The following is a 13,603-nucleotide window of genomic DNA, read 5'->3' as shown; positions in this document are numbered from 1 at the left end:
GACGGTCTATCGAAATGTCGCAGGATAGGCGACGCGTCCCTGGGAATTCTTCATCCCAGATGAGGAGGCGTAGCCTGGCTCCAAGGCTTGCGAAGGGGCCGTCCGTGATCGATCGACTCGAATTTATCCTCGCTCTCGCGCGTGAGCATCACTTCGGCAGGGCAGCCCAGGTCTGTAATGTCTCGCAGCAGACCCTCTCGGCCGGCGTGAAGCAGTTGGAAGAACGGCTCGGTGTGCTTCTCGTGCAACGGGGTTCGCGTTTTCAGGGATTCACTCCGGAGGGTGAGCGCGTCCTTGAGTGGGCTCGGCGCATCGTTGGTGATGCGAGGGCGATGCGCGAGGAAGTTGCGAGTCTAAGGCGCGGGCTCGCGGGAACGTTGCGCCTCGCGGCAATCCCGACTGCGACCCCGATCGTCGCCGCGCTCACGACGCCGTTTCGAGCGCGCCACCCGAACGTCCGCTTTTCTGTCCACTCCACCACCTCTGGAGAAATTGGGCGCCTGATCGCCGATCTCGAGATCGACGCCGGGATCACGTATCTTGAGAATGAGCCCCTCGGTCGGCTGACAGCTGTCTCACTCTATCGAGAGCGCTATCGCCTCCTGACCGCGATCGACGGGGTGTTCGGCGAACGGGAAACAGTCACATGGGATGAGGTCGCGAGCCTGCCTCTGTGTCTGCTGACCCCTGATATGCAGAACCGGCGGATCATCGATCGGCAACTGCTGAATGCAGGAACGGCGGTCGCCCCGCTGCTCGAGTCCAACTCGATGATTGTTCTGCTGACTCACGTTCGTACCGCCAAATGGGCGAGCATCATGCCGGCGGTACTCGCCGACACCTTCCGTTTGAGTGACCGCGTGAGAGCCGTGCCAATCGTCGATCCGGATCTCAGCCACGTTGTCGGCCTCGTGGTGCCGGAACGCGAACCGATGACGCCCCTTTGTGCTGCGCTGATCGTCGAGGCGCGGAACGTTGCCGCGTCGATCACTGAAATGATCGACGCCTTGTAAAAAGCCCTCGAGAACGCATTGAATCGGCCCCTGTTTACCGTCGCTTTTCGCGTCGCAACATCGTTCGCTGACAAAAAACCGTTGTCGCTTCACGGATCAGCGCGATTGATCGTGGGTTGGCGATATACCACCCTGGAATGCGAACAATCTCAGTCCGGGTAGGAACAATGGTGCCGAACGAGCCCTGGAGCGAGCCGCGTGCCGCCGGGATCATCGCCGAACACGTCCACCTCGAAGGGGCGGCACTTCCGATCCTCCATGCGTTGCAGGGGACCTTCGGTTACGTCGATGAAGGCGCGGTGCCGCTTATCGCCGACGCACTGAACCTGTCGCGCGCGGAGGTGCTTGGCTGCATCACCTTCTATCACGACTTTCGTCGCGCACCGGCCGGGCGCCACCAAGTTAAGCTCTGTCGGGCCGAAGCGTGCCAAGCCATGGGCTCGGACGCTCTGCATGCCCAGATCCTGTCACGTCTTGGGGTCGACTGGCACGGAACCACGGCCGACGGTCAGGTCACGGTGGAGCCCGTCTACTGCCTCGGTCTCTGCGCCAATGGGCCCGGAGCCCTGGTGAACGACGAGCCTTTGGCCCGGCTCACCGCCGATTCCCTCGAAGCCACCCTGACGGAGATGAAGTCGTGAGCATCACGATCACCGTTCCGCGCGACGCCGTGGCGCTGGGGCTCGGTGCCAACCGCGTCGCCCGCGCGCTGTTCGCCGGCGCCGAGCGCCGCGGCCTCGATGTCACCATCGTTCGCACTGGCTCCCGAGGCCTCCTATGGCTTGAGCCGATGATCGAGGTCGCGACGGCGGAGGGCCGTATCGCTTACGGGCCGGTGACGCCAGCCGATATCGACAGTCTGCTTGATGCGGGCCTCGTCGAGGGTGGTTTGCACCCTCTCCGGCTCGGGCGGCCGGAGGAAATCCCCTATCTGGCGCGTCAGCATCGGCTCACCTTCCAGCGCTGCGGCGTGGTGGATCCGGTCTCGGTGGAGGATTACCGGGCGCATGGCGGCTACCGGGGCCTGGAAGCCGCCCTTAAGCTCGACGCTGCCGGCATCGTCGCGGAAGTGCGCGAGTCCGGCCTTCGCGGCCGGGGTGGCGCAGGCTTCCCCGCCGGGATCAAGTGGAACACTGTGATGCTCGCCCAGGCTGAGCAGAAATACGTGGTCTGCAACGCCGACGAGGGCGATTCCGGCACCTTTGCCGATCGCATGATGATGGAGGGCGACCCCTTCAATCTCATCGAGGGCATGACCATCGCGGGCTTCGCGACCGGTGCTACGCGTGGCTACATCTACCTGCGCTCGGAGTATCCGCAGGCGTTCTCGACCCTCAAGGAAGCGATCGCGAACGGTATCAAGGCCGGGCTCCTCGGCGATAACGTGATGAACTCCGGCAAGGCCTTCCATCTGGAGGTTCGCCTCGGGGCCGGTGCCTACATCTGTGGTGAGGAGACGTCCCTTCTGGAGAGTCTGGAGGGCCGCCGCGGCATCGTACGTGCCAAGCCGCCGATCCCAGCGCTGAAGGGCTTCCTCGGCCAGCCGACGCTCGTGAACAACGTGATGACCTTCACGGCGGTACCCTACATCCTGCAACACGGCGCGGAGGCTTATGCCGAGTACGGCATGGGCCGATCGCTCGGGACCCTCGCGATCCAGCTGGCCGGCAACGTCAAGCACGGCGGCCTGATCGAGTACGCCTTCGGCATCACGTTGCGCGAGATCATCGAGGATTTCGGTGGCGGCACACGAAGTGGTCGTCCCATCCGTGCGGTTCAAGTGGGGGGACCCCTCGGTGCGTACTTCCCGGACCACCTCCTCGATACGCCTCTCGATTACGAAGCGATGGCGGCCAACAAGGGCCTCGTCGGCCACGGCGGGATCGTTGTCTTCGACGACACTGTCGACATGGCAAAGCAGGCGCGGTTCGCGTTCGAGTTCTGCGCGGTGGAATCCTGCGGCAAGTGCACGCCCTGCCGCATCGGCGCGACCCGCGGCGTCGAGACCATGGACAAGGTCATCGCCGGCATACGGCCGAGCGAGAACCTCGCCGTCGTCGCCGACCTCTGCGAGGTGATGACCGACGGTTCTCTCTGCGCCATGGGCGGCCTGACGCCGATGCCCGTCATGAGTGCGATCACCCATTTTCCTGAGGATTTCCAGCAGCGCGGGCCGATGTCCGTCGCGGCTGAGTAAGGAGGCGCGATCCATGGCCCTCATCAAAGAGATCGATTACGGCACCCCGATCCGCATCTCGGACCAGACCGTGACGCTGACGATCGACGGCATGAGCGTGACAGTGCCAGCGGGCACGTCGGTAATGGCGGCCGCGATGCATGCGGGCACGCAGATCCCCAAGCTCTGCGCCACCGATTCCCTCGAGGCCTTCGGCTCTTGCCGCCTCTGCCTCGTGGAGATCGAGGGACGGCGCGGCACGCCCGCCTCCTGCACCACGCCGGCCGAGAACGGCATGGTGGTCTCGACCCAGACCGATAAGCTCGCGAAGCTCCGCAAGGGCGTGATGGAGCTCTACATCTCCGACCACCCCCTCGATTGCCTGACCTGCGCCGCCAACGGCGACTGTGAGTTGCAGGACATGGCGGGTGCTGTGGGTCTCCGCGATGTGCGCTATGGCTATGACGGGGCCAACCACGTGAAGCCGACCTCCGAGCAGTACCTACCCAAGGATGCGTCGAACCCGTACTTCACCTACGATCCGTCGAAGTGCATCGTCTGCAATCGCTGCGTTCGCGCCTGCGAGGAGACGCAGGGCACGTTCGCCCTCACCATCTCCGGTCGCGGCTTCGACAGTCGCGTGGCAGCCGGACCGACCGACTTCTTCAACTCCGAGTGCGTGTCGTGCGGCGCCTGCGTTCAGGCTTGCCCGACCGCGACCCTGCAGGAGAAGTCGATCATCGAGCACGGCCAGCCGGACCATTCCGAGATCACCACCTGCGCCTATTGCGGCGTTGGCTGCTCTTTCAAGGCCGAGATGCAAGGCACCCGCATCGTCCGCATGGTGCCGTACAAGGGCGGTAAGGCGAACGAGGGACACTCCTGCGTGAAGGGCCGGTTCGCCTACGGCTACGCCACGCACAAGGACCGAATTACCAAGCCGATGATCCGTGAGAAGATCACCGATCCATGGCGCGAGGTGACCTGGGACGAGGCGATCGATCGCGCCGCCTCCGAGTTCAAGCGCATACAGGCGAAGTACGGAAAGGACTCGGTCGGCGGTATCACCTCATCCCGCTGCACCAACGAGGAGGCCTACCTCGTCCAGAAGCTCGTACGCGCCGCCTTCGGCAACAACAACGTCGATACCTGCGCCCGCGTCTGCCATTCCCCTACCGGCTATGGGCTGATGTCGACACTCGGCACTTCGGCCGGAACGCAGGACTTCGCCTCCGTGGCGCATTCCGACGTGATCCTGGTCATCGGTGCGAATCCGACCGACGGTCATCCCGTCTTCGCATCCCGGATGAAAAAGCGGCTGCGCGAAGGGGCCAAGCTGATCGTCGCCGATCCGCGTAAGATCGATCTCGTGAAGTCGCCCCACATCAAGGCGGACTTTCACTTGCCACTCAAGCCCGGTTCGAACGTCGCCTTCATCAATTCGATGGCGCATGTCATCGTCACGGAAGGCCTGGTCGACGAGGCTTATGTTCGCGAACGCTGCGACCTCGGCGACTTCGAAGCCTGGGCCCGCTTCGTTGCTGACGCACGCCATTCGCCGGAGGCGCAGGCGGCGTATACGGGCATCGACCCGGTCGAACTGCGTGCCGCCGCCCGCCTCTATGCGAAGGGCGGAGCCGCCGGTATCTACTACGGCCTCGGCGTCACCGAACACAGTCAGGGCTCGACCATGGTGATGGGCATGGCGAACATCGCCATGGCCACGGGCAACATCGGCATGCTCGGCGCCGGCGTGAATCCACTGCGCGGCCAGAACAACGTGCAGGGCTCCTGCGACATGGGCTCGTTCCCGCACGAACTGCCGGGTTATCGCCACGTCTCGGACGATGCCACCCGTGAGACCTTCGAGGCCCTATGGGGGGTGTCGCTCGACCAGCACCCGGGTCTGCGCATCACCAACATGCTCGACGAGGCCGTCGATGGCGCCTTCAAGGGCATGTACATTCAAGGTGAGGACATCGCCCAGTCGGATCCCGACACGCATCACGTCACCGCTGGCCTGATGGCGATGGAATGCATCGTCATTCAGGACATCTTCCTCAACGAGACGGCCAAATATGCCCACGTCTTCCTGCCGGGCGTCTCGTTCCTGGAAAAGGACGGCACCTTCACAAACGCCGAGCGCCGCATCTCCCGCGTGCGCAAGGTGATGCCGCCGCTCTCCGGCGTCGGGGACTGGGAGGGCACCATGCTGCTCTCCAACGCTCTCGGCTATCCGATGAGCTACAGCCACCCCAGCGAAATTATGGATGAGATTGCGTCCCTGACGCCGAGTTTCTCCGGCGTCAGCTTCGCCAAGCTCGACGAGCTCGGTTCGATCCAGTGGCCCTGCAACGAGGCTGCCCCGACCGGCACGCCGATGATGCACGTGGACCGCTTCGTGCGCGGGCTCGGCAAGTTCATGATCACCGAGTACGTGCCTACAGAGGAGCGCACCGGCCCGCGCTTCCCGCTTATCCTCACCACCGGCCGCATCCTTTCGCAGTACAATGTCGGCGCACAGACTCGTCGAACGGAGAACTCGCGCTGGCACGAGGAAGACGTGCTGGAGATCCACCCCTTCGATGCGGAAGTACGCGGTATCGTCGACGGGGACCTCGTTGCGCTCGAAAGTCGCTCCGGCGATATCGCATTGAAGGCGATCGTGTCCGAGCGCATGCAGCCCGGCGTGGTGTATACCACCTTCCACCACGCCAAGACCGGGGCCAACGTGATCACCACCGACTACTCGGACTGGGCAACCAACTGCCCCGAGTACAAGGTCACGGCGGTGCAGGTTCGGCGGACGAATCGTCCCTCCGACTGGCAGGCGCGGTTTTTCGAGGAGGATTTTTCGTTGACCCGGATTGCGACCCAGCTGAATGCGGCCGAGTGACCAGACCAGCCTGATGGCGAACGAAGGGGATGTGGCGGTCGAGACCGCCCGGCGCGTCCCGACCCTGGTCGTCGCTTACGACGATCCGGAGCCCCGCAGCGGGACCCGGCCGCTGGCTGTCGAGATGCCGGTCAATTTGGTCTACGGAACGGTGCCTTACGCCGTGATGATGACGACGCCGGCGGACCTCGTAGACTTTGCCTACGGGTTCAGCTTGACGGAGGGAATCATCGCGGCCGCCGATGAGATCCGCTCGGTTCACGTCGAGGTTGACGCGGCGGAGGGCGGAATGCGCCTTCTCGTCGATTTGGTACCGGGACGGTTGCGGGAACACCTCGCGCGCAAGCGCGCCATGTCGGGGCGCACCGGCTGCGGCGTCTGCGGAATCGACGATCTCGGGTCGCTACCGAGGGCCGACGCGCCCCTGCATGGCGCGGGCCGGGTTACCGTCGCGGCAATCCAGAGGGCGCTGATGGCCATGGGCGACGCGCAAGTGCTCAACGCCGAGACGCGGGCGGTCCATGCTGCGGCTTGGGCCGATCTCGACGGTAACTTGGTGGCATTGCGTGAAGATGTCGGGCGCCACAACGGCCTCGACAAGCTGATCGGCGCACTGATCCGACGTCACACCGATCCCGCGGGTGGCTTCGTCGTTATCACCAGCCGCTGCTCCTTCGAGATGGTCGAGAAGGCGGCAAGCCTTGGCGCGACGGTACTCGTCGCAATCTCCGCCCCGACTTCGCTGGCGATCGACCGAGCGCGCCTGCATGGCATGACGCTCTGTGCCATCGCTCGCTCAGACACCCTGACGGTCTTCACAGGCAGTGAACGCCTCGACTTGCCCGCGCAGCCCTAGCGTCACACGACTCCCGTTCCCTCGACAGAGTTTTCGTACTCATGAGCGCCCTGACGTCCGACGAGAAGCTGGTCCGCATGGCCAATCAGATCGCCACTTTCTTCCGATCCTATCCAGACGAGGAAGCTGTGGCCGGGATCCACAAGCACATCGTGGCGTTCTGGACGCCGAAAATGCGCAGAGCTCTTGAGGGCTATGGCCCCAATGCGGATAGTGGACTCGATCCGCTTGCGCTGCGGGCCCTGCAGGACACGCCGGCTGCCGATAGCCCCGTTCGTGCCGCGACTCGCGACCCGCATCTGCAGGGTGCCGGCGCCAGCGACGCTGGCTGATCTGATCGCAATTCCGGAAGCGAGCACCTGGACTTCAGTCCTTTTCGGTCTCCTTCGTGGTGCCGGGCACGATCGTCGCTCCACCGATCACACGAACCGATCGCTTGGCATCGGCCGGCACATCCTTCCAGTCCTGCGCCACCGGCTTCTCCGCCGGGGGCGGCTGCACCGACGCCGGCGTCATGGCGGCGGTTGGTGTCTCGGTCTTCGGAGGAGTAACCGCTGCGGTTATGCCAGAGGGACCAGCCTCAGCCTTTGGTGAAGTGGGGGGCACATCGGACAGCTTCTGCACTCCGGGAGCGACCGCCGGCGGAGCCGCCTTTCCCGCCGGGGCGAGGTGAACGGTTTTCCGGCGTATGTCGGACTTCGGCTTTGCCTCTGACCCGTGGGCATCGGGATTCAAGCCCATGGGATTCTGATCGCCAGGCTCAGGCCTTGCCTGTGGAACGGCCCGTGATCCGGTTACCGATCGAGCCGCGAGATCCGGGCGCCCGATAGGTTCAGGACGCGTCCGGCGAGCCTGATCCTGCGGGAAAGGGATGTCCGCAGGAGGAATGATTCGCTCGGCTCCTCGAATTCGCCGACGAGGAGCCTCGTCCTCTTCCGTCCACCCATAGCCAGGTTCACGGCGCACAACGCGCGGGATCGCGTCGAGCCCAGCGTCGAGGCGCTGGCGTCCGACGATTCGGCCGTCGCGCGCATCGACGAAGAGGCGCAGGCGTTCGCCATACGGGTTGGATGCCTCGACAACATACGCCTGCCCATCGAAGCGCGGACGCGTAACGTCCGTGAATCCGCGGTCACTGAGCCGCCACACGACAGCACGGGGCGGGAGAAGGAGATCAGGCTCGTAAGCGTATTGCGCCTGAGCGACGCTCGCAGCCCAAAGCGTCAGGAGACCCGCCGACAGACCGCGGAATGAGGAGGATGCACGCATGGGCTTCCTGCGAGACGAGACCATCGCGATGAAATTCAGAGTGATGTCGGCGCGGAGGCCTGCTGTTGGCGCAGGTCCTCCGCTCCAAGGTCCGCCGGGATTCGGGACAATCCCCGCACGCCGCTTGTGCTCGGCACGCCGTGTAGACAGCCGGAATGGGGCAAGATTGCGGGGTGACGACCGTGGGCTTCGCTCCGACGGACATCGGTCGTTCCAATCTTGCAGGGACCTGCGGCAATGAGGCCTTCCGTCTGCTGGAACCATGCGCTCGAAAACCGCAGCGTGCTAACCTGCACACCCTTGCTGGACCGATTAAAATCTGTCACTTTTCATCGGTAGGACAGTAGAGCTGTCCCATTCCCGGCGGGGTGCCTGTCCGGATGGCTGTGAGGATCTCGCTCAGGTGACGTTGCCGGCGACCAAACGAGATTCGAAGCCGGTCGCCATCATGGCGATCCGGGCCCGCACGGCTTGACACCAAGCCGGCGTCGAGCCCGCGAGTTGCGGGCGCTTCCTGACCGAAGAACCCGCCCAGAGCCGACGCTGTCGAGAGACAAAACCCGGACGCCTCTCAGGCTCTGGGCATGAAACATGCTCGCTTGCGGGCAGGTCGGAGGCGAAAGATGGTGGACGTGGTCGCATCTTCTGAGTTCGGGGCGCTGCAGGCGTCGGTTCCCGCCACTCGCGACGGGACTGCGCCGCTCATCGTACGTGACCAGGCCCTACCGAAAGCCCAGGGGCTCTACGATCCGGCTCGTGAAAGCGACGCCTGCGGCGTCGGCTTCGTCGCCGACATGCACGACCGGCGCACCCACGCCATCGTTCAGCAGGGCCTGCAGATCCTGAAGAACCTCGACCATCGCGGTGCCGTCGGCGCCGATCCGAAGATGGGCGACGGCTGCGGCATCCTCGTGCAGATCCCGCACGCCTTCTTCAAGGCCGAGTGCGAGGCCCTCGGCATCACCCTGCCCGAGCCCGGCCATTACGGAGTCGGTCAGTTCTTCATGCCCAAGGACGAGGAGGCACGTCGCCTCGTCGAAGAGATCGTCGAGAAGGCTCTGGTCGACGAGGGTCTGCCATTCCTTGGCTGGCGTGACGTCCCGGTCGATCCGAGCGACCTTGGGGTGATGGTCAAGGAGACGGAGCCTTGTCACCGGCAGATCTTCATCGGCCGTCCCACCACGGTGGCGGATGAGGACGCTTTTGAACGTCGACTGTTTACTGCGCGAAAGGTGATCTCGAACAAGGTCTACGGTCTGAAGGACGAGCGCGCGAACACCTACTACCCCGTGTCTCTTTCGACCCGCACTATCGTCTACAAGGGCATGGTTCTGGTCGATCAGCTCGGTGACTACTACCGCGACCTGCAGGACGAGCGCTTCGTTTCGGGACTCGCCCTCGTGCATCAGCGCTTCGCCACCAACACCTTTCCGACTTGGCGCCTGTCGCACCCCTACCGGATGGTCGCACACAACGGCGAGATCAACACGCTGCGCGGCAACGTCAACTGGATGGCGGCGCGCCAGGCGAGCGTCGATTCTGAGCTGTTCGGCAACGACATCTCGAAGCTCTGGCCTATCTCCTATGAGGGACAGTCCGACACCGCGTGCTTCGACAACGCCCTCGAGTTCCTTGTTCAGGGTGGCTACTCGCTGGCCCACGCGATGATGATGCTCATCCCGGAAGCCTGGGCCGGCAATCCCCTGATGAGCGAGGAGCGCCGTGCGTTCTACGAGTATCACGCTGCCCTGATGGAGCCGTGGGACGGCCCGGCTGCCGTCTGTTTCACTGATGGCCGGCAGATCGGCGCCACCCTCGACCGCAACGGCCTTCGCCCGGCCCGCTACCTCGTGACCGACGACGGCCTCGTGGTGCTGGCTTCCGAGATGGGCGTACTGCCGATTCCGGACGAGAAGATCGTCGAGTCCTGGCGCTTGCAGCCCGGCCGCATGCTGCTCATCGACCTAGAGAAAGGTCGCATTGTCTCCGACGAAGAGATCAAGAGCGAGCTTGCCGCCGCGCATCCCTACGCCGAGTGGGTCAAGAACACCCAGATCGTCCTTGAGGACCTGAAGCCGGTGATCCCACGGGCCTCACGTTCCGACGTGTCGCTCCTCGATCGCCAGCAGGCTTTCGGCTACAGCCAGGAGGATCTCAAGCTCCTCATGGCGCCGATGGCTGTGACTGGCCAGGAGGCCGTCGGCTCCATGGGTACGGACACGCCGCTCTCGGCGTTGTCTGACAAGCCGAAGTCGCTCTACTCCTACTTCAAGCAGAACTTCGCGCAGGTCACGAACCCGCCGATCGACCCGATTCGCGAGGAGGCCGTGATGAGCCTCGTCTCGTTCATCGGCCCGCGTCCCAACCTGCTCGATATGGAAGGCGCTTCCCGCAAGAAGCGTCTCGAGGTTCGCCAACCGATCCTCACCAACGGCGATCTCGAGAAGATCCGTTCGATCTCCCATTTCGAGGACCGGTTCGATACCAAGACCTTGGACATGACCTTCCCGGCCGAGACCGGTGCGGCGGCGATGGAAGGCGCTGTCGATCGCCTCTGCGACCGGGCCGAGGTCGCCGTACGCGGCGGCTACAACATCATCATCCTGTCGGATCGCGGTGTTGGGCCGGATCGCATCGCGATCCCGGCGCTCCTCGCGACGGCTGCCGTGCACAATTATCTGATTCGCAAGGGGCTGAGGACTTCGGTCGGTCTCGTGGTCGAGTCGGGTGAGCCGCGCGAGGTGCATCACTTTGCGTGCCTGGCCGGCTACGGCGCCGAAGCGATCAACCCGTATCTCGCCTTCGAGACACTGATCGCGATGAAGGACGAGTTCCCGCCGGACCTGACGCCGGACGAGATTGTCTACCGGTACATCAAGTCGATCGATAAGGGCCTGCTCAAGGTTATGTCCAAAATGGGCATTTCGACCTATCAGTCCTATTGCGGCGCGCAGATTTTCGACGCGATCGGCCTGAACTCGTCCTTCGTGGCACGCGACTTCTTCGGTACGGCGACGACGATCGAGGGCATCGGCATGGCCGAGGTCGCGCAGGAGACCGCGCGGCGCCACGGCGACGCCTTCGGTGACTCGCCGATCTACCGCACCGCCCTCGATGTCGGCGGCGAGTACGCCTACCGCTTGCGCGGCGAGAGCCACACCTGGACCCCAGATTCCGTCGCAACGCTCCAGCATGCGGTGCGCCTTGGCCTACCCGACCGCTACCGTGAATACGCCCGGCTGGTGAACGAGCAGGAGAACCACCTCAAGACCATCCGGGGCCTGTTCCGTATCAAGCAGGCGGCCGAACTCGGCCGTGCGCCGATCGAGATCGATCAGGTCGAGCCAGCAGCCGACATCGTCAAGCGCTTCGCCACGGGCGCCATGTCCTACGGGTCGATCTCCAAGGAAGCACACGAGACCCTCGCTATCGCGGTGAACTCGTTTGGTGGTCGCTCGAATTCCGGTGAAGGCGGCGAGGAGGTCGAGCGCTTCAAGCCGATGGCGGACGGCCGCTCGCGCCGCTCGGCCATCAAGCAGGTCGCCTCCGGTCGCTTCGGCGTCACGACGGAGTATCTGGTCAATTCCGACATGATGCAGATCAAGGTCGCGCAGGGCGCGAAGCCGGGCGAGGGGGGGCAGCTACCTGGCCACAAGGTCGACGCCAAGATCGCAAAGGTCCGTTATGCCACCCCCGGCGTCGGCCTGATCTCGCCGCCGCCGCATCACGACATCTACTCGATCGAGGATCTGGCGCAGCTAATCTTCGACCTCAAGAACGTGAACCCATCCGCCGACGTTTCGGTGAAGCTTGTCTCCGAGGTCGGTGTCGGCACGGTCGCCACGGGCGTGGCGAAGGCACGCGCCGATCACATCACGATCTCGGGCTTCGACGGCGGCACCGGTGCGGCTCCGCTGACCTCGATCAAGCACGCGGGCGGCCCTTGGGAAACGGGCTTGGCCGAGACCCAACAGACGCTGGTGCTCAGCCACCTGCGCGGGCGCGTCGTGCTCCAGGCGGATGGCGGCATCCGCACGGGCCGTGACGTCCTGATCGCGGCGCTGCTCGGAGCCGATCAGTTTGGCTTCTCCACCGCTCCGCTGATCGCGGCCGGCTGCATCATGATGCGCAAGTGCCACCTGAACACCTGCCCGGTGGGCGTGGCGACGCAGGACCCCGTCCTGCGCAAGCGCTTCAAGGGCACGCCCGAGCACGTGATCAATTACTTCTTTTTCGTGGCCGAGGAGCTGCGCGAGCTGATGGCGTCTATGGGCTTCAGCAAGCTCGAGGACCTAATCGGGCGGGCCGACTTCCTCGACACCTTAGAGGTGATCAATCATTGGAAGGCGCGCGGCCTCGACTTCTCGAAGCTGTTCCACCGTCCGGAGGTCCCCGAGCATGTCGCGATCCGGCATACGGAGAAGCAGAAGCACCCGATCGATACGGTGCTCGACCGTCGCCTGATCGCCGGCGCTCAGTCGGCCCTCGATGGCGGAGAACCGGTGGTGGTGCGGGATGAGATCCGGAACTCGGATCGTACGGCCGGCGCCATGCTTTCGGGAGCCGTGGCCAAGCGGTACGGCCACGAGGGTCTGCCCGACGACACCATTCAGGTGGAGCTGTCGGGCACCGCCGGCCAGAGCTTCGGCGCTTGGCTGGCGGCCGGCGTCACCCTGGTGCTTACCGGCCACGCCAACGACTACGTCGGCAAAGGTCTATCTGGCGGTAAGCTGATCATCCGTCCCTCCGACGCCCTGCGGGCGCCGGGCTCGCACACCATCATGGCCGGCAACACCGTTCTGTATGGAGCCATTGCCGGTGAGGCCTATATCCGCGGTTCGGCCGGCGAGCGGTTCGCGGTCCGTAATTCGGGTGCCATCGCGGTGGTCGAGGGCATGGGCGACCATGGCTGCGAGTACATGACAGGCGGTGTGGTGGTGTCGATCGGTGAAACCGGACGTAACTTCGCGGCCGGCATGTCGGGCGGCATCGCCTATGTCCTCGACGAGGACGGCTCGTTCTCGGCTCGCTGCAACCTTTCCATGGTCGATCTCGAACCCGTCGAGGAGGAAGACGACCTCATGCGTCGGTTCCACCAGGACGGTGACCTGGAAACGAAGGGCCGTGTCGACATCCTGGCCGACATGTCTGGCCACGATGAGGAACGCCTGTCTCAGCTGATCACCAATCACCTGAAGTACACGGGCTCTCCGCGTGCCAAGGCGATCCTCGATGATTGGGCTGGCTACCGCACCAAGTTCGTCAAGGTGATGCCGGTGGAGTACCGGCGTGCCCTGCGCGAAATGGAGATGGCGCGGATGCCGGTGGCGGCCGAGTAGGCGCGGCTCGACTGATATTCTATCGAAGCGGCTCCCGGTTCATCGATGAACCGG

Annotated in this window: 8 protein-coding genes; 7 read left to right on the top strand and 1 reads right to left on the bottom strand. The window is 64.3% G+C overall.

The features are described from left to right. The first annotated feature begins 104 nt into the window (after positions 1-104). The 6 genes from ASF58_RS16695 to ASF58_RS16670 all read left to right on the top strand — a co-directional run bounded on the left by ASF58_RS16695 (position 105) and on the right by ASF58_RS16670 (position 7,273). The gene (locus tag ASF58_RS16695) at positions 105-1,013 is read left to right on the top strand and encodes a LysR family transcriptional regulator (RefSeq protein WP_055955441.1); all 909 of its coding nucleotides are present in this window, start codon (positions 105-107) and stop codon (positions 1,011-1,013) included. A 167-nt stretch (positions 1,014-1,180) separates the two neighbouring features. Continuing rightward, on the top strand, positions 1,181-1,654 hold the full coding sequence (locus tag ASF58_RS16690) for a formate dehydrogenase subunit gamma (protein ID WP_055954872.1): 474 nt from the start codon (positions 1,181-1,183) through the stop codon (positions 1,652-1,654). Continuing rightward, entirely contained in the window at positions 1,651-3,210 is a 1,560-nt protein-coding gene (locus tag ASF58_RS16685; RefSeq protein WP_055954869.1) for a formate dehydrogenase beta subunit, read from the top strand. The genes ASF58_RS16690 and ASF58_RS16685 overlap by 4 nt, the downstream gene beginning before the upstream one ends. A 13-nt stretch (positions 3,211-3,223) precedes the next feature. Continuing rightward, positions 3,224-6,085, top strand: a complete 2,862-nt coding sequence (fdhF, locus tag ASF58_RS16680) for a formate dehydrogenase subunit alpha (protein ID WP_055954866.1) — start codon at positions 3,224-3,226, stop codon at positions 6,083-6,085. A gap of 13 nt (positions 6,086-6,098) precedes the next feature. Then, on the top strand, positions 6,099-6,941 hold the full coding sequence (fdhD, locus tag ASF58_RS16675; RefSeq protein ID WP_244477370.1) for a formate dehydrogenase accessory sulfurtransferase FdhD: 843 nt from the start codon (positions 6,099-6,101) through the stop codon (positions 6,939-6,941). A 41-nt stretch (positions 6,942-6,982) separates the two neighbouring features. Continuing rightward, on the top strand, positions 6,983-7,273 hold the full coding sequence (locus tag ASF58_RS16670; RefSeq protein WP_055954860.1) for a formate dehydrogenase subunit delta: 291 nt from the start codon (positions 6,983-6,985) through the stop codon (positions 7,271-7,273). 34 nt (positions 7,274-7,307) lie between these two features. On the opposite strand, the gene ASF58_RS27250 is transcribed toward ASF58_RS16670, so the two are convergent. Further along, a complete protein-coding gene (locus ASF58_RS27250) occupies positions 7,308-7,457 on the bottom strand; it encodes a hypothetical protein (protein WP_244477369.1) in 150 nt (49 codons plus the stop codon). Between the two features lie 1,457 nt (positions 7,458-8,914). On the opposite strand from ASF58_RS27250, the gene gltB reads away from it, so the two are divergent. Beyond that, positions 8,915-13,549, top strand: coding sequence for a glutamate synthase large subunit (gltB, locus tag ASF58_RS16660; RefSeq protein WP_244477377.1), 4,635 nt, complete (start codon positions 8,915-8,917; stop codon positions 13,547-13,549). Positions 13,550-13,603 lie beyond the last annotated feature (54 nt).

The sequence above is a fragment of the Methylobacterium sp. Leaf125 genome (assembly GCF_001423085.1).
GTDB lineage: Bacteria > Pseudomonadota > Alphaproteobacteria > Rhizobiales > Beijerinckiaceae > Methylobacterium.
This window is presented reverse-complemented; position numbering and strand designations above follow the sequence as displayed.